The sequence below is a fragment of the Streptosporangium sp. NPDC023963 genome, from assembly GCF_040639135.1.
In the GTDB taxonomy this organism is placed as follows: Bacteria; Actinomycetota; Actinomycetes; order Streptosporangiales; family Streptosporangiaceae; genus Streptosporangium.
Window position 1 is genome coordinate 1,364,228 of record NZ_JBEZZK010000001.1, and the last position, 23,266, is coordinate 1,387,493.

General features: G+C 71.4%; 18 protein-coding genes. 10 read left to right on the forward strand and 8 right to left on the reverse strand.

The annotated features are described in order from the left end of the window. The first annotated feature begins 55 nt into the window (after positions 1-55). From AB0F88_RS05810 to AB0F88_RS05840, 7 genes are all read left to right on the forward strand, one after another. On the forward strand, positions 56-673 hold the full coding sequence (locus AB0F88_RS05810; RefSeq protein ID WP_362677762.1) for an HAD family phosphatase: 618 nt from the start codon (positions 56-58) through the stop codon (positions 671-673). Between the two features lie 106 nt (positions 674-779). Next, on the forward strand, positions 780-1,424 hold the full coding sequence (locus AB0F88_RS05815; RefSeq protein WP_362677764.1) for a MerR family transcriptional regulator: 645 nt from the start codon (positions 780-782) through the stop codon (positions 1,422-1,424). 266 nt (positions 1,425-1,690) lie between these two features. Beyond that, positions 1,691-2,704, forward strand: a complete 1,014-nt coding sequence (gene glnII, locus AB0F88_RS05820) for a glutamine synthetase (protein WP_362677766.1) — start codon at positions 1,691-1,693, stop codon at positions 2,702-2,704. A 243-nt stretch (positions 2,705-2,947) separates the two neighbouring features. Beyond that, positions 2,948-3,538: a TetR/AcrR family transcriptional regulator gene (locus AB0F88_RS05825; protein WP_362677768.1), complete on the forward strand. Its 591-nt coding sequence runs from the start codon at positions 2,948-2,950 to the stop codon at positions 3,536-3,538. 333 nt (positions 3,539-3,871) lie between these two features. Next, a complete protein-coding gene (locus AB0F88_RS05830) occupies positions 3,872-4,798 on the forward strand; it encodes a helix-turn-helix domain-containing protein (protein ID WP_362677770.1) in 927 nt (308 codons plus the stop codon). An 85-nt stretch (positions 4,799-4,883) separates the two neighbouring features. Then, entirely contained in the window at positions 4,884-6,563 is a 1,680-nt protein-coding gene (locus tag AB0F88_RS05835) for an FAD-dependent oxidoreductase (protein ID WP_362677772.1), read from the forward strand. After that, positions 6,560-8,029, forward strand: a complete 1,470-nt coding sequence (locus AB0F88_RS05840; RefSeq protein WP_362677774.1) for an ATP-binding protein — start codon at positions 6,560-6,562, stop codon at positions 8,027-8,029. Before AB0F88_RS05835 ends, AB0F88_RS05840 begins: the two co-directional genes overlap by 4 nt. Before the next feature lie 164 nt (positions 8,030-8,193). Here the strand turns inward: AB0F88_RS05840 and AB0F88_RS05845 are convergent, their stop codons facing one another. The 4 genes from AB0F88_RS05845 to AB0F88_RS05860 all read right to left on the reverse strand — a co-directional run bounded on the left by AB0F88_RS05845 (position 8,194) and on the right by AB0F88_RS05860 (position 12,535). Next, positions 8,194-9,453 carry an alpha/beta fold hydrolase gene (locus tag AB0F88_RS05845; protein ID WP_362677776.1) on the reverse strand — a complete coding sequence of 420 codons (1,260 nt, stop codon included), beginning with the start codon at positions 9,451-9,453 and terminating at the stop codon, positions 8,194-8,196. Positions 9,454-9,589: 136 nt separating this feature from the next. After that, positions 9,590-10,219 (reverse strand): restriction endonuclease subunit S, encoded by a 630-nt coding sequence (locus AB0F88_RS05850; RefSeq protein ID WP_362677778.1) that lies wholly within the window; start codon positions 10,217-10,219, stop codon positions 9,590-9,592. After that, positions 10,216-11,889 carry an N-6 DNA methylase gene (locus AB0F88_RS05855; RefSeq protein WP_362677780.1) on the reverse strand — a complete coding sequence of 558 codons (1,674 nt, stop codon included), beginning with the start codon at positions 11,887-11,889 and terminating at the stop codon, positions 10,216-10,218. The genes AB0F88_RS05850 and AB0F88_RS05855 overlap by 4 nt, the downstream gene beginning before the upstream one ends. After that, complete coding sequence (locus AB0F88_RS05860) at positions 11,870-12,535, reverse strand: hypothetical protein (RefSeq protein ID WP_362677782.1); 666 nt, start codon at positions 12,533-12,535, stop codon at positions 11,870-11,872. The genes AB0F88_RS05855 and AB0F88_RS05860 overlap by 20 nt, the downstream gene beginning before the upstream one ends. A gap of 693 nt (positions 12,536-13,228) precedes the next feature. Between AB0F88_RS05860 and AB0F88_RS05865 the strand changes: the two genes are divergently transcribed. After that, the gene (locus tag AB0F88_RS05865) at positions 13,229-14,614 is read left to right on the forward strand and encodes a GH1 family beta-glucosidase (protein WP_362677784.1); all 1,386 of its coding nucleotides are present in this window, start codon (positions 13,229-13,231) and stop codon (positions 14,612-14,614) included. Between the two features lie 139 nt (positions 14,615-14,753). Here AB0F88_RS05865 and AB0F88_RS05870 read toward each other — a convergent pair whose 3' ends face one another. The 4 genes from AB0F88_RS05870 to AB0F88_RS05885 all read right to left on the reverse strand — a co-directional run bounded on the left by AB0F88_RS05870 (position 14,754) and on the right by AB0F88_RS05885 (position 19,183). Next, positions 14,754-15,752 carry a hydroxyacid dehydrogenase gene (locus AB0F88_RS05870; protein ID WP_362677786.1) on the reverse strand — a complete coding sequence of 333 codons (999 nt, stop codon included), beginning with the start codon at positions 15,750-15,752 and terminating at the stop codon, positions 14,754-14,756. Positions 15,753-15,781: 29 nt separating this feature from the next. Continuing rightward, on the reverse strand, positions 15,782-16,441 hold the full coding sequence (locus AB0F88_RS05875) for a ThuA domain-containing protein (RefSeq protein WP_362677788.1): 660 nt from the start codon (positions 16,439-16,441) through the stop codon (positions 15,782-15,784). Then, positions 16,411-17,826, reverse strand: coding sequence for an aldehyde dehydrogenase family protein (locus AB0F88_RS05880; RefSeq protein WP_362677790.1), 1,416 nt, complete (start codon positions 17,824-17,826; stop codon positions 16,411-16,413). Before AB0F88_RS05880 ends, AB0F88_RS05875 begins: the two co-directional genes overlap by 31 nt. A 118-nt stretch (positions 17,827-17,944) precedes the next feature. After that, entirely contained in the window at positions 17,945-19,183 is a 1,239-nt protein-coding gene (locus AB0F88_RS05885) for an ROK family transcriptional regulator (RefSeq protein WP_362677792.1), read from the reverse strand. A 279-nt stretch (positions 19,184-19,462) separates the two neighbouring features. Between AB0F88_RS05885 and AB0F88_RS05890 the strand changes: the two genes are divergently transcribed. Continuing rightward, positions 19,463-20,761: a serine hydrolase domain-containing protein gene (locus AB0F88_RS05890; RefSeq protein ID WP_362677794.1), complete on the forward strand. Its 1,299-nt coding sequence runs from the start codon at positions 19,463-19,465 to the stop codon at positions 20,759-20,761. A 167-nt stretch (positions 20,762-20,928) separates the two neighbouring features. Then, positions 20,929-23,196, forward strand: a complete 2,268-nt coding sequence (locus tag AB0F88_RS05895; RefSeq protein WP_362677796.1) for a protein kinase — start codon at positions 20,929-20,931, stop codon at positions 23,194-23,196. The last annotated feature ends 70 nt before the right edge of the window (positions 23,197-23,266 follow it).

The window sequence follows — 23,266 nt, forward strand, 5'->3', positions numbered from 1 at the left end:
TCGCTCATGTGCGCGGTAAAGTGGAGGGAGATCCACTTTCACGCGTTAGGCCACCATGCTCCATCAGCGACTCCAGCCCTCCACGCCGTACGCCGCCCTGATCTTCGACTGCGACGGGACCCTCGTCGACACCGCCGCCGCCAACGAGAGCGCCTGGCGGACCGCGCTGGCCGGATGGCAGGTGGACCTCGACCCCGCCTGGTACCAGGCCCGCACCGGCCTGTCCGCCGACCGCCTGCTGGCCGAGCTGGAGACCGAGACCGGAGCCGAACTCGACTACCAGGCGGTGCGCGCGGCGGCGCTGGACGCCTACCAGTGGCTGATCCCCACGGTCACCCCGCACCAGACGGTCAGCGCGGTCGCGGAGGCGCACCGGGGACGGGTGCCGATGGCCGTGGCCTCGGGAGGCGCCCGCCAGGCCGTGGAGGAGACCCTGCGCGTCACCGGCCTGCGTCCCCTCTTCGACGCCGTGGTCACCAGGGACGACGTCCGCTACGGCAAGCCGGCCCCCGACGTCTACCTCCTCGCGGCACGCCACCTCGGCGTCGCCCCGCACGCCTGCGTCGCCTACGAGGACACCGACGAGGGGGTGGCCTCCGCCCTCGCCGCCGGGATGACCGTCATCGACGTGCGCCCCTCGCTCCGCCAGGAACGCCCTCCCTCGCTCCGCTAGGAACGCTCTCCCCCACCCCCGCCGGGCACGCCCCCGGCGGCGGTTCGCGGCGCGGCAGGGGACGGCAGGGGGCCACCCTCGAATTGGCTACCTGTACTATCCAATGATGCGGATATCCGAGCTCAGCGCCGCATCGGGCGTGCCCATCCCGACGATCAAGTACTACCTGCGCGAGGGCATGCTTCCCGCCGGGGAGCAGATCTCGGCCACCAGGGCGCGCTACGGCGAGGACCACCTGCGCAGGCTGCGGCTGATCCGGGCGCTGCTGGAGGTGGGACGGCTGTCCATCGCCTCCATCGCCAAGGTGACGGCCGCCGTCGACGACGAGAGCCTGAACATGCACCGCGTGCTCGGCACCGCGCAGTACGCCATGGCCCCGGCGGTCGAGCCGCACGCGTCCGGCGAGGAGTGGGCGCGCGCCCGCACCGAGGCCGACGCCATGATCGCCGATCTCGGCTGGCAGGTGGACCCCGAGGCCCCGGCCCGCGACGAGCTGGCCCAGGCCGTCCTCACCCTCGGCCGGCTCGGCATGCCCGCCGACGGCGAGGCCCTGCGGCCCTACGCCGACGCCGCCCTGCGGCTCGTGACCGAACACGAGATCGGCACCATCCCGCTCGACGGCCCCCGCGAGGCCGCGGTCGAGGCCATGGTCCTGGGCACCGTCGTGCACGGCAGGGTGCTCGACATCATGCGGAGGCTCGCCCACGAGTCGGTCTCGGCCCGCGTCTTCGGCACTTCCCGACCCACATAGGACACTGCCCCACATAGGACAAAAGTGATTCAAGCAACCTAGAGCAATAATCGGTCTCCCGTGTGACGCATGTCTCCATTGTTCCAATCGTCCCGCGAAATGGCAGCTCACAGCCCTGAAACAAGGGTGTGCGGATTTCCAACACGGCCACTGCCTGCTCATATAGGGCTGGGTAACACCCTGTTCACATACGGGCAACAGCTGCGAAATCGCGACTTGCGAATCTTTGGGGGCAGCAGATCCCTCCATCCCCAAGGACTCCGCCGATGACCTTCAAGGCTGAATACATCTGGATCGACGGCACCGAGCCGACCGCCAAGCTTCGTTCCAAGACCAAGGTGATGGCGGACGGCGCGGAGCTCCCGATCTGGGGCTTCGACGGGTCCAGCACGAACCAGGCCGACGGCTCCTCCTCGGACCGCGTGCTCAAGCCGGTGTTCACCTGCCCGGACCCGATCCGCGGCGGCGACAGCGTGCTGGTGCTGTGCGAGGTGCTCAACATCGACATGACCCCGCACTCCAGCAACACCCGCGCCGCCCTCGTCGAGGTCGCCGAGAAGTACGCCGGCCAGGAGTCCTGGTTCGGCATCGAGCAGGAGTACACCTTCTTCAAGGAGGGCCGCCCGCTCGGCTTCCCGATCGGCGGCTTCCCGGCCCCGCAGGGTGGCTACTACTGCGGCGTCGGCGCCGACGAGGTCTTCGGCCGCGAGATCGTCGAGAAGCACCTCGACTACTGCATCGAGGCGGGCCTGGCCATCTCCGGCATCAACGCCGAGGTCATGCCGGGCCAGTGGGAGTTCCAGATCGGCCCGGCCGGTCCCGTCGAGGTCTCCGACCACATGTGGATCGCCCGCTGGCTGCTCTACCGCACCGCCGAGGACTTCAACGTCGGCGCCACCCTGGACGCCAAGCCGGTGAAGGGTGACTGGAACGGCGCGGGCGCGCACACCAACTTCTCCACCAAGGCGATGCGCGAGGGCTACGACCCGATCGTCACCGCCTGCGAGGCCCTCGCCGCGAACGCCCTGGAGCACGTCAAGCACTACGGCTCCGGCATCGAGGACCGCCTCACCGGCCTCCACGAGACCGCCCCCTGGAACGAGTTCAGCTACGGCGTCTCCGACCGCGGCGCCTCGGTCCGCATCCCGTGGCAGGTCGAGGTGGAGAAGAAGGGCTACATCGAGGACCGGCGTCCGAACGCCAACGTCGACCCCTACCTGGTCACCCGCCTCATCGTGAACACCTGCTGCTCCGCTCTGGAGAAGGCCGACCAGGTCTGATCCCGGCCGACGGACTCGAAGGCCGCGGACGCCCTGCCGGGGGCGTCCGCGGCCTTCGGCATCCCGTCCCCCGCCCGCCTCCTTCCGCCCCTTCCCGGCCAGGGCCGGAACCCGAGCTCAAGATCGCCGGTGTCCGGACCCCCGCCGAATCGGCCGGTGAGACCGCCTGGCACGGCGAGGGCGAGCAAGACGGAGATAGGCAAGACGAGACGTTCCGACTCGCTGGGTGATACATTCGGGCACGTGAAAACACCGAACCCGGCCCGTCGCAGCGAGCAGTCGCGCCAGGCCATTCTGAGCGCCGCCTTCGACCTGGTCGCCGAGTCCGGATACGCCAAGCTGACGGTGGAGGCGATCGCCGCCCGCGCGGGGGTGGGCAAGCAGACGATCTACCGCTGGTGGCCGTCCAAGGGCGCCGTTTTCGTCGACGCCGTTCTCGCCGTGACCGGGGACGAGAAGGGGCACTTCGCGCTGCCCGACACCGGCGACCTCGGCGCCGACCTCCGCGTCGTGCTGCGGGCCATCGTCGACGAGTACAACGACTCCAAACTCGACACGATGAGCCGGGCGATGACCATCGAGGCGCTGAACGACCCCGCGATCAACACCGAGATCATCGAGCGGATCATGGGGCCGCACCTGGAGGCGACGAGGGAGCGGCTGCGCGCCGCCAGGCGGGCGGGCCAGGTGGCCGAGGACGCGGATCTGAGCGTGGCCGTCGAGCTGCTGTACGGGCCGATCTACCACCGCTGGATGCTGCGTACCGCACCCCTCACCCACGAGTACGCCGACACGGTCGTGGAGTTCGCCCTCAGGGCCCTGAGGGCGGGATAGCGGCGATCGGGAGCGCGGACCGGACCGAAATTACCGGGCGCGCCACCCGCGCGGGACGGGCTCCGGCCGCCCGGCGACCCCCGCCGGGAAGCTCGCCGGTCCGGGCGGGGCCCGGACCGGTGCCGGCTCCGGCGCGTGATCGTCTCCAGGCGTCTGAGCACGCACGATGAATCCGCCGGACCAGAACAAAAGTAAAATGTTTCCCCAGGGAGCGCTCCCACGACCCGTTCCCCCAGTTCCACGGGCCGGCACGAGTTCACGTCACGAAAATCCTACAAAACAGGTGCTTTAGGACAGCGCTAAACGGGTACCTCGCGCCGTACCATAACTGCGATGCGGGACGTAGTGGAGCAATTACAGCGCCTGGGCATGTCGGGTTACGAGGCCAAGGCGTACGTCACCCTGGTCGGTGCCGGGCAGCCCCTCAACGGCTACGAGGTCGCCAAGCGTTCGGGCGTGCCGCGCAGCACCGTCTACGAGACGCTCGGCAAGCTGGTGGCCAAAGGGGCGGCCTACGAGTTACGCGGCTCCGACGACGCCACCGACTACCTGCCGCTGCCGCCGCGATCCCTGCTGGAGCGCATGCGCAGGGAGTTCACCGACTCGATCGAGTCGCTGGAGGTCTCGCTGCCCGCGATCGTGGCGCCGCCCAAGGCCCACCTGATCCACAACCTCAAGGACGCCGGGGCGCTGCTCGCCCGGGCCGAGGACGTGGTGGCCGGGGCACGCGGTGACCTGTTCCTGTCGATCTGGCCCGAGGAGATGGGACTCCTCTCCTCGTTGATCAGGCGGGCGGTCGAGCGCGGCGTCGAGACCTCGGTGATGCACTTCGGGGCGGCGCGGGAACCGGTCGGCGACCTGTACGAGCACCGCTTCCCCTTCCCCGGCGCCGTTCCCGAGGGCGAGGGGGGCGCGAAGGAGGACCCCGACCACCGGCTGCTGGTCGTCGCCGGGGACCGGCGGGAGGCCCTGATCGGCGGCTTCGCCGGCGGCACCGCGTGGGGCGTCTACACCGAGGACCCGGCCGTCGTCGCGATGGCGGTCGATTACGTCAGGCAGGACATCGCCCTGCAGATCGTCGCCGACCGGGTCGGGCACGAAACCATGCGCGAGATCCTGGCCACCGACCCCGACCTCAGACGCCTCCTCGCGGACCGCGACCGTCCGGCCACCCTGCTGCGCGCCGCCGGAGTACCCGGTCACCGTCCCTACGGTTCTCCCCCGTCACCTGGGCCCCTCGCCCCCCACGACCACTCTTGACAAATATTGGGTTTAACACGGATGTGACATCCTTTGGAGAGATTGTCTCCATATCGGATGTCTCCATATCGGGGGAAGGCAGGACATGGAAAAACCGGTCATCATGACGGTCGACGACGATCCCGGCGTGTCCCGTTCCGTCGCCCGGGACCTGCGGCGGCGCTACGGCCACTCCTACCGCGTCGTCCGGGCCGACACAGCGGCCGACGGCATGGCCAGCGTCCGCGAGCTGCGGCTGCGGGGCGACGACGTGGCGGCGATCCTCGCCGACTACCGGATGCCCCAGATGAACGGCGTGGAGTTCCTGGAGCAGGCCATGGACCTGTATCCCTACGCGCGCCGCGTGCTGCTGACCGCCTACGCCGACACCGAGGCCGCGATCCAGGCGATCAACGTGGTCGACCTCGACCACTACATGCTCAAGCCCTGGGACCCGCCGGAGGAGAAGTTCTACCCGGTGCTGGACGCCCAGCTCGACGCCTGGCAGCGGACGGACCGGCGCGAGTCCGACGAGCTGCGGGTGGTGGGCGCCCGCTGGTCGGCCCCGTCGTACGAGGTCAGAGACTTCCTGTCGCGCAACCAGGTGCCCTACCGCTGGATGCTGGCCGACTCCCCGGAGGGCGCCGAGCTGCTCGCGGCGGCCCAGGAGAAGGCTGCGGGGGAGAAGGCGGCCGTCAGCCCGGCCAGGCTGCCGCTGGTCATCACCGGCGACGGCACGAAGCTCGTCGCGCCGAGCCTCGCGGAACTGGCCCAGGCCGTGGGGCTGTCCACCGCCCCGGCCACCGACTTCTACGACCTGATCGTGATCGGGGGCGGCCCCGGCGGGCTGGGCGCCGCGGTCTACGGCGCCTCCGAGGGGCTGCGGACCGTGATGGTCGAGCAGCACGCCTCGGGCGGGCAGGCGGGCCAGAGCTCCAGGATCGAGAACTACCTGGGCTTCCCCGACGGCGTCTCCGGCGCCCAGCTCGCCGACCGGGCGCGGCGCCAGGCCGCGAAGTTCGGCGCCGAGCTGCTCACCGCCCGCACGGTCACCAGCCTGGAGGTCAAGGGCCGGGCCCGGGTGGTCGGCTTCGCCGACGGCGGCACGATCGCCGCGCACACCGTCATCCTGGCCACCGGCGTCTCCTACCGGCGGCTCAACGCCCCCGGCCTGGAGGACTTCATCGGCTCCGGCTGCTACTACGGCGCGGCCCTGACCGAGGCGCCCGAGTGCGCGGACCGCGATGTCTACATCGTCGGCGCCGCCAACTCGGCCGGCCAGGGCGCGGTCTACCTGTCGGGGTACGCCAGCAAGGTCCACCTGATCGTCAGGGGCGAGGGTCTGGAGCGGACCATGTCGCACTACCTGATCGAGCAGATCTCGCGGATCCCGAACATCGAGGTGCACACCGAGACCGAGGTGGTCGGCGCCGAGGGCGAGGGCCACATGGAGCGGATCACGCTGAAGGGCCCCGAGGGCGAGCGCACCGTCGAGGCCGAGTGGCTGTTCGTCTTCATCGGCGCCCAGCCGATCACCGACTGGCTCGGCGACACCATCGAGCGCGACGCGAGAGGCTTCGTCCTCACCGGCCCCGACCTGACCGCCGACGAGAACAGGCCGCGCAACTGGCCGCTCCGGCGGGAGCCGTACCACCTGGAGACGAACGTGCCGGGGGTGTTCGCCGCCGGCGACGTCCGGGCCGACTCGATCAAGCGGGTCGCCTCGGCGGTCGGCGAGGGCGCGATGGCCGTGGCCCTCGTCCACCGCTACCTGGAGAAGACATGACCGCCCCGGACCAGGTCCCTCCCGGCGCCCACGAGAAAGAGAACATGATCGACATCGACGTGCTCCGCGGGCTGTTCCTCTTCGAGAAGCTCGACGACGACAAGCTCCGGTGGCTCGCGAGGTACGGCGACGAGGAGGAGTACGACGCGGGCGAGGCGATCGTCAAGCAGGGTGATCCGGCCGACTGCTTCGCCGTGCTCATCGACGGCGAGGTGGTGATGATCACCGAGACCACCGCCGGGCCGGTCACGATGACCCCGAACTCGCAACCCGGCGTCTACGGCGGCGCGGTCCTGGCCTACCTGGGCGACCGCGCCCCGGCCACCTACGGCCACACGCTGCGCGCCACCAAGCCGACGCGCATGTTCATGCTTCCGGCCAGGAAGTACGGCATGATCATGGCCGAGTGGTTCCCGATGGCGGTGCACCTTCTGGACGGGGCCCGGCTGGGTGGGATGGCCCAGCGGGAGTTCATCGACCGGCGGCAGCGGCTGACCGCGCTCGGCACGATCACCGCCGGGCTCACCCACGAGCTCAACAACCCGGCCGCGGCGGCCGTACGGGCCGTGGACGACCTGCGGGAGAAGGTGAAGAGCACGCGCAGGAGGCTGGCCACGCTGGCCGAGGACGGCATCGAGCCCCAGCGGCTGCGCGCCCTGATCGACCTGCAGGAGGCGTGCGCCGCCACCATCTCCGAGCCGTCGCCCCGCTCCCCGCTGGAGATCTCCGACGCCGAGGACGAGCTGGCCGACGCCCTGGAGGAGGCGGGGGTGGAGGACGCCTGGGAGATCGCCTCGCCGCTGGTGGCGGCCGGGTTCAAGGTCGCCAAGATGGACAAGATCCGCGAGGCGCTGGGCGAGCGCTACCTGGACGAGGCGATGCACTGGCTGTCGGAGGCCATCGAGATCACCCAGATGCTGAACGAGGTGACGGACTCGACCGAGCGGATCTCCTCCCTGATCGCCTCCGCCAAGCAGTACTCCCAGATGGACCGGGCGCCGTACCAGACGGTGGACGTGCGGGAGCTGCTGGACAGCACCCTCACCATGTTCCGCGGCAAGATCCCGCCGGGGATCACCATCGCCACCGACTACGACCCCGAGCTGCCGCCCATCCCCGCCTACGCCGGGGAGCTCAACCAGGTGTGGACCAACCTGATCCACAACGCGCTGGACGCGATGGCCGGCACCGGCATCCTGACCGTCCGCACCCGGCTGGAGCACGACACGGTCGCGCTGATCGAGATCTGCGACACCGGCCCCGGCGTCCCCGAGGCCCTGCGCGAGCGGATCTTCGAGCCGTTCTTCACCACGAAGGCGGTCGGCGAGGGCACCGGGCTCGGCCTGGACATCTCCTTCCGCATCGTCGCGGGCCGCCACGGGGGCGACCTGCGCGTGGAGTCGGAGCCCGGCAACACCCGCTTCGAGGTGCGTCTCCCCCTCACCGAGACGGCCGACTCCCCCTGAGACCGGCGGCCGGCACCTCCCGCCCGGCGGCGGGGGGTGCCACCCGGCGTCCACGACGTCCGGAGGCCCTGGCCGTCGCGGGAGCCGCGGACGTCCAGGAGCCGCGGACGTCCAGGAAGCCGCGGACGTCCAGGAGCCGTGAACGTTCAGGAAGCCGCGGACGTTCAGGAGCCGTGGACGCCGCGGGAGATGTCCATCAGGCGGGCGAGGACGGCGCCCCCGGAGACGCGGACACCGTCGTGCTGCCACTCGTTGGTCACCCAGGTCCGCAGGTTGCCCACCGCCCGCGCGGTGCGCATGGACAGGCCCTCGTCGACGTACATGTCGTCGTAGTAGACGGCGGCGGTCACCGGGACCCGGTTGGCGGCCAGCCGGGCGGGATCGTAGAGGGCGGGCCAGCCGGTGGCCGTGGCGAGGATCTCGGCGGCGCCCTTGAAGGGGCGGAGCGCGGCGATCTCGTCGAACATCCACGGGTAGATCATCTCCCCGGTGGGCAACGTCGTCGCCGCGTCCTCCTCGAACTCCTCGGGCAGCAGCCGGTGCGCGGCCCAGCCGGTGGCGGCGCCCTGGGCGTAGATCGACTCGTGCAGGACCGCGTAGAGCGGGTTGCCGACGAAGCCGGTGGCCATCATGACCTCGTACAGGAACAGGTCGGAGAGCCTGTCGCCGGTCCAGGCCTCCTCCAGCACCCAGTGCAGGTATTCGGCCCCGTCGCTCATGCCCAGGCACATGCCGAGGGTCTGCAGGCGGCGCACGGTCAGCACGTCGCCGTCGGGGAGGAGGACCTCGTGAAGGCGCAGGTGGCCGGCTATCGCGTCCAGACGGCCCGAGTCGTGCGGGTAGCGGGCGAAGTAGCGGCTCACCTTGTCGCGGACGCGCGGGTAGGTGCGGGAGTAGACGTCGTCGGCGGTGGCGTCGAGCCCGGACAGGCCACCGGTCACGTAACAGGCCGCCAGGCCCTCGGGAGCCCGGGAGAGGTAGGTCAGCGTGATGAAACCGCCGTAGCTCTGACCGAGGGTCTCCCACGGCCGGTCGCCGCAGAGCTCGCGCCGGATCAGTTCGGCGTCGGCCACGATCGAGTCGGCCCGGAAGTGCCCGAGGCGGGCGGCGAGCTCGGCGTCCGTGCCGCGCGCGGTCTTCGCGGTGATGGGGGTGCTGCGGCCGGTCCCCCGCTGGTCGAGCAGGAGGACCCGGTGGGTCTTCAGCGCGTGCCCCAGCCACCCGTCGGCGGCGGCCGGGCGCGGTGACTTGCCCCCGGGACCGCCCTGCAGGAAGAGCAGCCACGGCAGGTCCTCCCCCTGCCGCGCCGGGTCCACCGCCTCACGGGCGAAGACCTCGATCGTCTCGCCGCCGGGGTCGGCGTGGTCGAGGGGGGCGGTGAACACGTGGTCGGTGAGCGCCACACCGGGCAGAAGGACAGTCACCCACGGAAAGCTATCGGACCCGGGTGCTCGCTTTCGCCCCAGGTGGGGGACGGCGACCCTGGACGCGGAACCGTTCGCCACGTCGCAGGCGAGCATGACGACGACGCGGCGATGGGCATCGCCCGCCCACCGGGGGCTATCCGCCGGATCCGCCCGGTCCCTGTGCGACCGGGATTCCGGACATCAGCAGAGGAAGGATGGTGTCTCGGAGTTCGGCGGTGGTCTGGCAGATTCGTTCGTGAGCCGCGATCTTCTCGTTCAGCGCGCCGAGTGTCTTGCCTATCGAGCGCTGTACCGGGAGGGGGGCGAGCGCGACGGGAAGCGCACCCAGCGCTCTGGTGCTGATGTTGGGCACGGCTGTTCCCGTGCCGTTGCGGGCGAACCAGTTCCGAACGGATGGATGGCTCAGGTAGTGACTGAGGTAAGACGGGTCGACCGATGGGCCGGGGCGAAGTCTGATGATTCCCGTACCGATCACCCACCCTTCCTGTTCCGCCGTTACCAGGGCGTGCTTGCCGATGCCCCCGGTTCGTACGCACACGACGTCTCCGGCCATGAGCCGGTAGGAAGGCAGTTTCGCGGCGGCCTCCTCACCGATCCCGTCGGGGATCCCGGTGAATCTGTCGTCGGCGATGTTCCTCGGCTTCATCACGGCGACGGGACCGCCGGAGTCCGCCGGGGTGGAGGATCCCGCCTTCAGCTCGCAGATCTCTTCGAGCCTGACCTCGGTCCAGCCGTCAGGCAGTTCCCCGACGAGTGAACTCACCACCCGAGCCTCCTCAGCTCTTGTTCGGCTCTCGCGTCCGCCTCCACCGCCCGTACGTGCAGGTCGTCGAGTTTCCTCAGCAGGGCTTCGACCGTCCGCCCGTCGCCGGACGCGGCCGCCGGACGCGGCATGACGTGTTTCCGGGGATTCAGGTTGTAGTCCTGATCACGAATGTCCCTGATCGGTACGGACATGGCCGGTACGGACGTGACCGGCGCGGAGTCCGGTTCCTCACCGCGCCGCCGGCGGGCGACGATGTCACCGATCTCCCGGATGTCGTCGGCACCGAGTTCCCGCCGGGTACGGGTGACCATCCGCCCCGTGTGCGAGGCGTCGACGAAGAAGACCTCCTCGCGCGACTCGGTCGGAGGCGTCAACAGCCAGATGGTGACGGCGACGGCCGTCGAGGAGAAAAGCTGGGGTGGTAACGCGATCACCCCTTCGACGCAGCCGTCCTCCACCATGCCCGCGCGGATCGCCCGTTCTCGCTCGTTCTCGGAGTAGGCGGCGTTGGGTGCCATGACGACGGCCGCGCGTCCTTCCCGCGCGAGCAGGCCGACCGCGTGCTGCAACCAGGCGAAGTTCGCGTTGTGGGCAGGCGGTGCCCCGTAGGGCCACAGTCCGCGGTCAGGGTCGCCGGAGTACCAGTCGCCCATGTTGAAGGGCGGGTTGGTGACGACGTATTCGAATCGCGACCGGGGATACGGATCCCAGAGCTCGTGAACCGGACGAGTGGCGAGGGCGGCGTCCACTCCGTGGAGCGTGAGGTTCATCCCGGCCAGCGTGAGAGTTCGCCCGTCGAAAGTCTCGCCGCGTACCGAGGAAGGCGGCCGGCCGCTCGCCTCCCGGACACGGGCCGCCGCTGCGACGAGCAGTTCGCCCGTCCCGCAGGCCGGGTCGTGAATCGCCTGTGGCAGGTCCGGTGACAGAACCTCGACCAGTGCGCGTACCACAGAGTCCGGTGTGTGGAAATTTCCGCCTTTGCGACCTTCTAGTAGCGCGAAGCGTCCCAGCAGCCCGTGGAAGATCGCCGCGCCCCCGCGGCGGTCGACCGCCTGATCGACCGCGTCGGCGATGCCGTCGAGCCTGCGACCGGACCGGTTGAGCGTCCCGAAACCAGACCAGTCGAGCATCCAGTGGTTCGGCAGGACCGCTTCGACCTCCGCGCTCAGGCGTGCCAGGGCGATCGGGCCGTGCCCTTCCCGGAGATCACGTGTGACCGCGCCCCAGCTGCCGCTCCTCCGCACACGCAGGTAGACGAGGATGAGCACAAGATCCCGGTACTGGGCCGGGTCCACGGGGCCGCGCAGCCTCATGAGCTTCTCCCACAGGACGTCTTCCTCGTCGGAAGGACCGGGAGGCGCGCTGGAAGGCGCGGGCACGGGCATGGGCCTCTCCTCGTCGGAACGCATGGCCAGGTTCCGGCGAAAACGAGTGCCGTATGTGGAACCGGCCGGTTCTCCGGCCATGAGCGCGTTGCTCGCGATCACGCGGCGATCGAGCCAGGCGCCGATGACCGACGTCTCGAAAAGCTCCTCGCCGCCGACCGAGACGGGCGACGGGAAGTCGCGGTGACGGCGTTCCCAGTTGGTCACGGCCGGACGTCGCACCTCCGCCAGCCGGGCTATGTCGGACCGGGACACACAGCCGTCAGGCCTGTTCGTCGCCATGGCCCTCCTCCGGCCTCCTGGCGAGGATCTCAGGCACCCGGTCGAATCGCCGCAGCCATGGCGCGACCTCGGGTTCCAGGTAGCCGAGAAGGCGATAGATCTTGGCGTGATCGGCCGCCAGGTGCCGATGGTGGATGGGCTCGTGGTGCATGATCCTGTTACGGAACAGCACCATCGCCTGGAGGTTGTCACGCAGTTCGCCGCGACGGCCCGAATAGTGCGGGAAGGCCCTGTGCAGCGCCGGCACCCAGAGGTGCCGGTCGTAGGCCTGGCTCAGGAGCGACACCCAGAAGCCGAACGACAGTTCGGCGAGCACGTCGTCGGCCGTGAAAGGAATGCCGCTCCTACGACTTCTACGACCCAGGTCCTCCCGGGCTTTGGCGATCTTGAAGGCGTCATGATTCCGCAGCGGTGCCACCTCCCACCAGTCGGCCCGGCCGTAGCGGGCGCGGAGCTGGTCATGCTCCGCGTTCCGTAGCCCTATCTCCAGGCAGTGCAGGGGACCGTAGAAGGCCTCCGACACCTCGACGTTCCAGCGGTACAGCTGCCAGGCCCGCATGACATTTCGTCCGGAGACGTCAAGGTAGGGCGTGAAGCGCGGCGTGGAGAACACCCGCTGAACCCATTCAGGCAGTTCGGAGGTCACGACCGCTCTCTCTGGGATCAACCGTTGGGGGCCGGCGGCGCCGGGTAGAGTGGACGTGTAAGCCCCGGGTCCGCCTCTGCTTCGCATGCCGCCCGGGGCACGGCTTTTCCCACGCCGACTTCGGGCCACCACCTCCCTGAGCGGGCCCGGCTTCCCGAAGATCTCCCTGTCGCGGACGACGATATCTCCGCACCTGTCGACCCGCAAGCGTAATGCAATACAAAAACTGTTAACCCCTCTCGCGGAGATTTCCGGGAGAAGGTTCTCCAGATCGCCCACGACGGAGGCGACCGCTCCGCGCCTGGCAGAACTCCGGCCCCACGGCGTGCCGTACGGCCGTGATCCCTCACGGACCGCGACAAGGGACCCGGCTCCCGGGAGGCGGGCCTCGCAGGGGCCCCGGAGCCCCTCCGACACGGATCGGCACTGTCCGTAACCTGGGAAACGACTCGATAACACCATCTTGACGCAGACGGAGCTTTGCCTCTTAAATTTCAATATGAATTAAGCCTCGAAGTTGAGTGGTCACCACTCCTCGTGAGCGCTAACAAAGCGCGGGAGGGTGACTCGATGCGCAGAGGGCATCGGCTGGGCAACGGCTGTACGCTGCCCCGGCGCCCGGCCACCGATCGTCGTCCCGGCGCTGCCCGCCAGGCGACACATCCGCGTAACCACGCAAGGAGCGATCAAGGGATGACCCAGACCGACGACCGGACCGGCACCGGCCTGGCCCTGTTCCCGCCCGCTTTCCGCTGGGGGGTCGCCACCGCCGCCTACCAGATCGAGGGCGCCACCGCGGAGGACGGCCGCACCCCCTCCATCTGGGACACCTTCTCCAGGACGCCCGGCCGGGTGCACCTCGGGCAGACCGGCGACGTCGCCTGTGACCACTACCACCGCTACGCCGAGGACGTGGCCCTCATGAGGGACCTCGGCGTCAACACCTACCGCTTCTCCATCTCCTGGCCCCGGGTCAAGCCCGACGGCACCGGGCCGGTGAACCCTCGCGGCCTCGACTTCTACGACCGGCTGGTGGACACCCTGCTGGCCGCCGGGATCGACCCGATGGCCACGCTGTACCACTGGGACCTGCCGCAGACCCTGGAGGACGGGGGCGGGTGGACCGTGCGGGACACCGCCCACCACTTCGCCGGGTACGCGGAGGCGGTGTACGACCGGCTCGGCGACCGGATCAGGACCTGGACCACCCTCAACGAGCCGTGGTGCTCGGCCTTCCTCGGGTACGGCACCGTGGACCAGGCTCCCGGCCGCGCCGAGCCGGCCTCGGCCTTCCTCGCGGCGCACCACCTGCTGCTCGGCCACGGCCTGGCGGCCCGCGCCCTGCGCGCGGCGGGCGCCGGGGAGGTCTCGGTCACGGTCAACCTCACCCCGGTGTCCCCCCGCGACCCGCAGGACCGGCACGACGTCGCGGCGGCCAGGCTCGTCGACGGCCTGCACAACCGGATCTTCCTCGATCCCATCGTGAACGGGCGCTACCCGGCCGACATGCTGGAGCACACGGCCCGCTTCACCGGCCTGGACCACATCCTCGACGGCGACGAGGAGCTCATCGGCGCCCCGATCGACTTCCTGGGGGTCAACTACTACGCGCCGACCCACGTCGCGGCGAAGGTCGGCACGCCCTCCTCCGACCGCTTCCCCGGCACCGAGGGCGTCGAGCACCCCGACCCCGGCCTGCCGGTGACCGCCATGGGCTGGCCCGTCGAGGCGGACGGCCTGCGCAGGCTCCTCGTGCGGCTGGCGCGCGACTACCCGTCCACCCCGCTGATGATCACCGAGAACGGCGCCGCCTACCCCGACTCCGCCGAGGACGGCAGGGTGGCCGACGCCGAGCGCGTCGACTACCTGCGCACCCACCTGCTCGCCGCCCACCAGGCGATCCAGGAGGGAGCCGACCTGCGCGGCTACCTGGCCTGGTCGCTGATGGACAACTTCGAGTGGGCCTACGGCTACGACAAGCGGTTCGGGCTGGTCCACGTCGACTACGACACCCAGACGCGCATCCCCAAGGACAGCGCTCTGTGGTACAGCGGGGTCATCGGCAGGAACGGGATCTGACCCGGGAGTCCCCGACATCACCGAACGCGGATGCTCCCCGCCCCGGCAAGGGGGCGGGGAGCATCCGCGTCCGTCGCCTCGTACGGCCGGTCATCGCGGCCGGCGCCGGGGCGGTCCCGAGGGACCGTCCCTCCTCACGTCACGCGGTGATCGCCAGCAGTTCCGGGTCCACCGGGTGGCGCAGCGGCCGGCCCGCCAGGGCCAGGAGCACCTCGTCCACCGCGTACGCCCCCAGCCTGGCCAGCTCGTTGCCCAGCGCCCCGGCGACGTGCGGGGTGAGGATGACGTTGGGCAGGTCCCACAGCACCGAGTCGGCGGGGACGACCTCGGGCTCGGTCACGTCGAGCACCGCCGACAGCCTGCCGGTGACCAGCTCGGCGACGAGCGCCCCGTGGTCCACCAGGGAGCCCCTGGCGGTGTTGATGAGCGTCGCGCCGTCGCGCATCGCGGCCAGGCGGGCCGCGGTGACCATCCCCGTCGTGGCGTCGGTGGCGGGGGCGTGCAGGGAGACGATGTCGGCGGCGGCGAACAGCTCGTCGACCCCGACCAGGCGGGCGCCGAGCGCCCGCGCGCCCCGGACGTCCAGGTACGGATCGGCGATCAGCACGTCCAGGTCGAAGGGGGCGAGCAGTTCCGCGACCCTCCGGCCGATCCTGGAGGCCCCGACCAGGCCGACCGTCCTGCCGTAGTTGCCGTAGTCCCCGTAGTCGCCGTGGTCGTCCCGCCCCTGGTACAGGCGGAGGTCCTCCCTCCTGTCCCGGTACTCGCGGGCGAGCGCCAGGACGGACTTGCCGGTGAGCAGGATCATCGCCACGGTGTACTCGGCGACCGGCAGGGCGTTGGCCGAGGCGGCCGAGCTGACCGGGATCCCCCGGGCGAACACGGCCCGGCCGACGTGGCCCTTGACGCTCCCCGCCGCGTGCACGACGGCCCGCAGGCGCGGCGCGTGCCGCAGCACGGGCTCGTCGATGAGCGGGCAGCCCCAGCCGGTGACCAGGACCTCCGCCCGCTCCAGGCGCGCCCGCGCCTCGTCGGTCCCGAAGTCGGTGAGCGGCGCCGCCAGGTCGGCCTCGGCGACCGCGCGGAGGCGGTCGGCGACGCCGGGGGGGAACAGGCGGGCGGGCAGTCCCGGATACATCGCCGGCACCACCGACGGCGGGCCGGCGGTCACCGGCCGGCCCAGATCAGGCCCCGCCGGGTGAGTTCGTACACGGTGGGGTGCCGCAGGTCCTCCAGCCGGTGGCCGACGGCGGAGAAGAAGACCTTTCCCCTCCCCCACCGGCGGGTCCAGACGACGGGCATCGGGGTCTCCGGGGAGACGAACCGGGTGGTGGCGAGGACCTCGTTGTGGGCGTCGGTGAGCATCCAGTACTGCTCGGTCTCGACGGTGAAGTCGTCCAGCCCGGCGACGATCGGGTGGCCGGCGTGCGCGGGGTCGATGACGACGTCGTAGGTGAGGAAGTCCGCGGGGTGGTGCAGGAAGAGCCCGCCGACCATCCGCAGGTAGTCGTGGCTGCCGTCGAAGGTCGCCACCAGGCCGCCGTGCCAGCCGGCGAAGCCGGTGCCCGCGCGGACCGCCGACACCAGTCCCGCCTCCTGCTCCGCCGTCAGGACACCGCCCGTCCAGCACTGCACGATCAGGTCGGTCCCGGCCAGCAGCGGCCCGTCGGCGTAGACCTCCAGGTCGTCGGCGACGGTCACCTCGAAGCCCGCGGCGGCCAGCTCGGGGACGAACAGGTCGGTCGCCTCGACGGGGACGTGCCCCTCCCAGCCGCCGCGGACGACCAGCGCCCTCCTCATCGGCGGCCGGCCGGGTCGCTCGCCCACTCGGGCAGGGTGAGCGGGGTGCGCTGGACCCCGATCCACTGGCGCCTGGTGAAGCCCGGCATCTGGTTCTCCGCCCCGTGACGGGCGTGCGCGTCGTTGACGTGGACCTCGCCCGCCCGCAGCCGCTCGGCCACGTCCATGCCGCGCATCAGGTCGGCGGTGAACACCGAGTCCATCATCATCGGGTGCCGGTTGGCCAGCTCGACGGCCTCGTCCTCGGAGTCGACCACCGTCACCGGGATGACCGGCCCGAAGATCTCCTCGGTGAACGCGGGCATGTCCGGGGTCACGTCGGCCAGCACGGTGGGGCGGTAGAACAGCCCGTCGTAGGTGCCGCCGGTGACCAGCCGGGCGCCCTTGGCGATCGAGGGCGCGACGATCCGCTCGTGCAGCCGGGTCCGCTGGCCCTCGCTGATCAGCGGGCCCAGGTCGGTGTCCGGCGACATCGGGTCGCCCAGGCGCAGTGCCTCGACCCGCCTGGTCACGGCCTCCAGGTAGCGGTCGGCGACCTCGCGCACGACGATGTGCCTGCTGGAGCTGATGCACGTCTGCCCCTGGAACTCCAGCGAGGCGATCATGGCGTGGGAGGCGGCCAGCTCGACGTCGGCGTCATCCAGGACGATGAAGGCGTTGTCTCCGCCCAGCTCCAGGCGGATCGCGCGCAGGTCGGTGGCCGCGGAGGCCGCGATGAGCAGGCCGACCTCGCGGGAGCCGGTGAAGTCCAGCAGGTCCAGCCCCCGGTGCTCGGCCAGTGCCCAGCCGGCCTCCGGACCGTCCCCGGTGACCACGTTGAACACCCCGGCGGGCAGCCCGGCGGCCTCGGCGGCCTCGGCCAGCACGTGGCCGCCGACCAGCGGGGTCAGCTCGGCGGGCTTGAGCACGATGGTGTTGCCGAACGCCAGGCCGGGCGCGACCATCCGCATGGCGAGGTTCATCGGGTAGTTCCACGGCGTGATGACGCCGATCACGCCCAGCGGCACCGCGCGCGACAGCGAGAGCTTGCCCGCCTTGTACGGGGGCAGGATGTCCCCGGCGTTCTCGGTGGCCTGGACCGACGAGATGAGGAGCTGGCGGATGCTCGTGCCCACCTCGTCCTCGGCCTTGGCCCGCACCCCGCCCGTCTCGCGCATGCTCAGCTCGACCAGTTCCTCGTAGCGGCCCTGGAGGTGCTCGGCGAGGCCCCGCAGGTATCCGGCCCGCTCGGGCGCCGAGAGGGCCGCCCAGGCGGGCTGCGCGGCACGGGCGGCGGCGACGGCCCGGTCGACGTCGGCGGGACCTCCCAGCGCGTACGTGCCGATCTGCGCACCGGTCGCCTTCTCGTGCACGGGGGCGGCGCCTCCCGAGGAGGCATCATGGAACGTCCCGTCGATGTACAACCTGCCCACAGCCATCCCCTACTTCATCATCACTCTTAGTACAGAATGCAAAATAAGTGCTGAACGGAGGCGGCGTCAACAGTCCCGGGGACACCGTGAGGGCGGTCGCGGCGCCTCGTCCCCGAGGTCAGACGGGCGCGTGCCCGGCCGCCGCCGGGGTCGGGGGCGGGGGCGTGACGCGGCCCGCGGGGCGCACCGCGTGGCTGCGCAGCAGGAAGTCCTCGACGACCAGGGTGGCCGCGCCCAGGGCGACCGCCTCGGCTCCGAGCCTGCCCAGCTCGATCGACGCCTGCGAGAAGGGCAGGGGCAGGGCGTACCGGGCGGCGGCGGCGCGGATCTCGGGAAGGAACCTCCGCCCGAGAAGGGATCCGGCCCAGCCGCCGAGGATGATGCGCTCGGGGTTGAAGAGGTTGATCAGGTTGGCCAGCCCGGCCCCCAGGCAGCGGACGGCCTCGTCGAGCGCGGGCTGCGCCAGCGGGTCGGTGAGGAGCTCGGCGAAGACCCTCTCCTCGTCGTCACCCCCCAGGTCCCTTCCCGCGCCGGCCAGGATCGCCTCGGCGCCGATGTAGGCCTCCAGGCAGCCCTGGCCGCCGCAGCGGCAGGGGCGCCCGTCGAGGACGATCTTCGTGTGGCCCCACTCGCCCGCGCCGCTCGCCGTTCCCCGGTAGGTGACGCCGCCGTTGATGATGCTCGCCCCGGCCCCCGTACCGATGAAGGTCATGACCAGGTGCTGGGCACCCTTGCCCGCGCCGAACCAGAGCTCGGCCTGGCCCGTCGTCTTGACGCCGTTGTCGGCGAAGACCGGGAGCGAGGTGCCCTCGCGGATGAGCGCGCCCAGGGGTACGCCGTCCCAGCCGAACGCGCGGGCGTGGATGAGCAGGTCGGAGCCCTGCTCGGCGACACCGGGGACGCCGAGGCCCATGCCGAGCACCTCGGACTCGCTGGCTCCGGCGTCGGACAGGACCGCCTGGAGACCGTCGAGGATGTGCCGGGCCACCACGGCCGGTTCGTGGTGGCTGGGGTCGAGGGCGAACTCCTTCCTCGCCCGCTCCTCCATCGCCAGGTCGTACAGCTCCACGCGGACGCGCGTCTCCCCGACGCCCACCCCGACCACGTATCCGTACGAGGGATCGACCTTGAGCATGATCCGCGGTCGCCCGCCGTCGGAGTCGACGGAACCGGTCTCCACCACGATGCCGTCCGTGATGAGGTCGCCGATCACGTTGCTGACCGTGGCGGCGCTGAGCCCGGTCAGCTGGGCCAGGTCGTGCCTGCTCAGCTCGCCGGCGAAGTACAGCGTCCACAGGACCACGGACCGGTTGCCCTTGCGCACGTCACGAAGGGTCCCCCGCTGTGGACGACTCATGCTTCTCCCCCGGGGAAGTAATTTCAGATGTTAGTACAACTACTCTAGTCACTGCCGGACCTGGGTTTTCTGCCACGCTCCCACCTGGCGGGCACGGCCCGCCCGTATCGCGCGTGAGGAGAGTTTCCCAGGTCGCGCCGCGCGTCGCCATGCCCGGCGGCACCATGAGACCGGCGGGCGGGGAACCCCTGGTCTCCTGGGCCCGAACGGCTCCGATTGTTAGGCTCGGCCACCAAGCGAGTGCTCACTCCCGAGCACGAGGACGGGCGAGGACGGGCGATGGCGGCAGACGGCGGGACCGAGGGTCGTGTGGAGACGTACGGGCACTGCGACCCACGCTTCTCGCGGGTACGGGAGGTGTTCGACGCGCACTTCGCCGACGGCGAGGAGCTGGGCGCGGCGTTCGCGGTCTTCCTGGACGGCGAGCCGGTCGTGGAGCTGTGGGGCGGGGTCGCCGACCGCCGCAGCGGGCGGGCCTGGGAGCGCGACACCCCCGTGCTGGCGTACTCGTGCACCAAGGCGGTCACCGCGACGGTCGCGCAGCTGCTGGCCGAACGCGGCCTGCTCGACGTCACCGCCCCGGTCGCGGACGTCTGGCCGGAGTTCGCGCGGCGCGGCAAGGAGCGCGTCACCGTCGAGCATCTCCTCACCCACCAGGTGGGGCTGCCCGTGATCGAGGAGCAGGTCCCCGTCGAGGAGTTCGAGGACCAGGCCGCCATCGCGGACCGGCTGGCCGGGCAGGAGCCGATCTGGGAGCCGGGCACCGCGCACGGATACCACGCGCTGACGTACGGGTTCCTGGTCGGCGAGGTGGTCCGCAGGGTGTCGGGCAAGTCCGTGAGCGAGATCGTGGCCACCGAGATCTCCGGCCCCCTCGGCCTGGAGCTCTGGGTCGGCGCCCCGGACGACGTGGCGGCGCGGGCGGCCCGGCTGTCCGCCGGGGATCGCCCCGCTCCCCCCGCCGCCCCGCCCGCCGATCCGCCCGCCGATCCGCCCACAGCCTCGCCGGCCGCCCCGCCCGCGGAACCCACGGCGCCGGAGCTGCCGGGACAGGGGCCGGGAGACCCTGTCTACGAGATGGCCAGGGCCTCGCTCGACAAGGACAGCCTGCTGAACCGGGCCCTGGGCAACCCTCCGATCCACCGGCTGCGGGGCGGCGCCAACCACCCGGTCGTGCTGCGCGCGGGCTGGCCCGCGATGGGCGCCGTCACCACCGCGCGGGGCCTGGCGGGTTTCTACCGCGACCTGGTGGCCGGGCGGATCCTGCGCCCGGAGACCCTGCGCGGCGCGACGCGCAGGAGGGTGAACGGCCCGGACAGGGTGCTGTTCCTCGACAGCTCCTTCGGCCTGGGCTACATGCGCCCGGCGCTGACCTTCCTCACCCCCGCGAGAGGCGCGGAGACCGCGTTCGGCCACACCGGAATGGGCGGGTCGCTGGGCCTCGGCGACGTCGAGCACGGCCTGGGCCTGGCGTACACGATGAACAGGATGGCGGGCGCCGCCTCGGGGAACCTGCGCGCCTACCGCCTGGCCGAGGCCGTCTACGAATCGCTCCCCCGCGCCCACCCGGCCCGCTGACCCCCGCCGCCCGCCGCCGGCCCCCGCTGACCCCGGCCCGCCGCCCGGGCACGATCGGCTACCGAGCATGGCTCCGACGTCACCCTTCACAAAAGTTCACCAACCGTGACAACCAACCACAGGGGTGAGACCGTCGAACAAGTCGACGGCACTCGGAAGGGGACGGGATGGTTCCGGGATACCGCGAGGTTCGGGAACTCGGCGTCGGCGGAGGCGGGCGCGTGGTGCTGGCCACGTACGCCCCCACCGGCGCCTACGTGGCCATCAAATACCTCAACGCGACCCTCAAGGACGATCACCGCTTCCTGGCGCGCTTCCGCGCGGAGGCGCGCGTCATGGTGGAGCTGCAGGACCCGAACGTGGTCCAGCTCTACGAGTACTACGAGGACGTGCTCGAAGCCGCGATCGTGATGGAGCTGGTCGACGGGGTCGCGCTCAGGCGGATCCTGTCCGAGCACGGCAGCACGAGCCCGGAGGCGGCGCTGACCGTGCTCAAGGGCTCGCTGCTCGGCCTGGCCTTCGCGCACGCCGCCGGCGTCGTGCACCGCGACTACAAGCCGGAGAACGTGCTGATCCAGGCCGACGGCGGCAGCAAGCTGGCCGACTTCGGCATCGCCGCCCACGTCGGGGAGGCCGGGATGACCGCCGGCACCCCGGCCTACATGGCGCCCGAGCAGTGGGAGGGGGCGCCGGCGAGCACGGCGACCGACGTCTACGCGGCCACGTGCGTGTTCTTCGAGTGCCTCACCGGGCGCAGGCCCTACCTGGCCGACCACCGCCTCGTGCTGATGCACCGCCACCGGCACGAGGCGATCCCGGTGGAGGGGGTGCCCGGCTCGGTACGCGGGCTGATCACGCGGGGCATGGCCAAGAACCCGGCGGACCGGCCGCAGAGCGCGCGGGCGTTCCTGGAGGAGCTGGAGGCGGCGGCGCTGGCGGCGTACGGGCCGGAGTGGGAGCAGCGCGGGCGGCGGCACCTGGCCGAGCTCGCCACGCTGCTGGCACTGGCGTTCCCGCTGGCCAAGCCCGCGCCGAAGGCCGCCTCCTCGGTCGCCCAGACGGTACTCGGCCGGGTGGGGCGGGTGCGCCGCCCCCGGCTGGGCCCCAGGACCCTGGCCGGGCTGGGGGTGATCACCGTCGCGATGACCGCAGGTGTGATCGCGGCCAACCGGCCGCAGGACCGGCTCTCCGCCGACACGATCTTCACCCCGCCGCCCAGTTCCGCGATGATCGAGGAGACCCCCGGGCAGCGGCGGCGGAGCCAGGTGTCGGCGCCTCCCGACCCCTCCGCCGGGCCGGCCCGCCCCTCGGGAAGTGCCGCCGCCAGAAGGCCAGGATCCTCCTCGAACGGCGCGAACCCCGGCCAGATCACCTCGCCCCCGTCACCGGTCCCCACCAGGACGCAGGTCTCCCCGCCCTCCGCTCCTCCCTCGCCTCCCTCCCCTCCCTCGCCTCCCTCGCCGACCGGCTCGCAGCCGCCGCCCCCGATGCCCACACGCTCGCGAACCGCCGCCCCCACCCGCCCGCCCGCGCCCGTACCCACGTCCACCCGATCGCCGGCACCGGAACCCACCGGAACGGGGGCGCCGGGGCCCGTGCACACAGTCAGCGGCCTGAGGATCGTGGGAATCGACGCGCTCGGGACCACGGTCGGCTTCCGCGCCTCCACCACGGGAAAGGTCGCGGTGACCGTCACCTTCGCCGAGGGACCCGATCCCGGCCGGCTCGGCCGGGCGGTCCCGCGCACCTCGGTGATCGGCGGGCTGAAGACCTACTCCCACACCGTCCCGCACGACTTCACCGTCCCCGCCTGCGAGCAGACCCTCTACCGCCGGGTCACGGTCTCCACCGTGCCCCGTTCCCCGGGCGGGGCGGCCAGCCGCACGGAGAGGGTCAGCGGCGAGCCGTGCGCGCCGTCCACGGTCTCGATCACCTCCTTCGACGGCACCACGGTCGGCTTCCGGGTGAAGGCCCCCAGCACCTGGCCGGTGACCGTGCGGCTCGGGTTCGTCCAGACGATCGGGGACACGCGGGAGACGCTGACCAGGAGCATGCGGGAGCTGGAGCTGTCCGGCGACACCGAATACGAGCGGAAGGTGACCGGGAAGTTCGCCGCCCTGCCCCGGTGCGGGGGGCACGCCACGCGGGTGGTGGTGCTCAACACCGACCCCATGGGCGACTTCCCCACCCGGAAAGTCCGGATCGACCTGCCCCCCTGCGCCCCCGACCCGGGCACGAACCCGGACCCCGACCCGGGCACGAACCCGGACCCGGGCCCGGAAACGACCCCGGAGACAGGCCCGGACACGGGACCGGCCCCGGACACGAGCACGGACCCGGGCCCGCGCGAACCCCGGGACTCGGAGAGCCCTCCCGGGAACGGGCCCGCCCTGGTGGACATCGACCTGAGCGGCCTCCTCGACGGCATCCTGTGAGGTGATCGAGACCGCGCCTGCCCGGTGAGCGGCGACCACCACCGGACCGGACCCGCCGGCCGGCGGAACC

What these genes read in the sequence shown, in the direction of transcription:
- AB0F88_RS05885 (WP_362677792.1), bottom strand. Translation starts at nt 19,183, where the DNA reads ATGAGTCGTCCACAGCGGGGGACCCTTCGTGACGTGCGCAAGGGCAAC.
- AB0F88_RS05895 (WP_362677796.1), top strand. Translation starts at nt 20,929, where the DNA reads ATGGTTCCGGGATACCGCGAGGTTCGGGAACTCGGCGTCGGCGGAGGC.
- AB0F88_RS05835 (WP_362677772.1), top strand. Translation starts at nt 4,884, where the DNA reads ATGGAAAAACCGGTCATCATGACGGTCGACGACGATCCCGGCGTGTCC.
- AB0F88_RS05870 (WP_362677786.1), bottom strand. Translation starts at nt 15,752, where the DNA reads ATGTATCCGGGACTGCCCGCCCGCCTGTTCCCCCCCGGCGTCGCCGAC.
- AB0F88_RS05840 (WP_362677774.1), top strand. Translation starts at nt 6,560, where the DNA reads ATGACCGCCCCGGACCAGGTCCCTCCCGGCGCCCACGAGAAAGAGAAC.
- AB0F88_RS05890 (WP_362677794.1), top strand. Translation starts at nt 19,463, where the DNA reads ATGGCGGCAGACGGCGGGACCGAGGGTCGTGTGGAGACGTACGGGCAC.
- AB0F88_RS05865 (WP_362677784.1), top strand. Translation starts at nt 13,229, where the DNA reads ATGACCCAGACCGACGACCGGACCGGCACCGGCCTGGCCCTGTTCCCG.
- AB0F88_RS05810 (WP_362677762.1), top strand. Translation starts at nt 56, where the DNA reads ATGCTCCATCAGCGACTCCAGCCCTCCACGCCGTACGCCGCCCTGATC.
- glnII (WP_362677766.1), top strand. Translation starts at nt 1,691, where the DNA reads ATGACCTTCAAGGCTGAATACATCTGGATCGACGGCACCGAGCCGACC.
- AB0F88_RS05815 (WP_362677764.1), top strand. Translation starts at nt 780, where the DNA reads ATGCGGATATCCGAGCTCAGCGCCGCATCGGGCGTGCCCATCCCGACG.
- AB0F88_RS05855 (WP_362677780.1), bottom strand. Translation starts at nt 11,889, where the DNA reads ATGGCGACGAACAGGCCTGACGGCTGTGTGTCCCGGTCCGACATAGCC.
- AB0F88_RS05830 (WP_362677770.1), top strand. Translation starts at nt 3,872, where the DNA reads ATGCGGGACGTAGTGGAGCAATTACAGCGCCTGGGCATGTCGGGTTAC.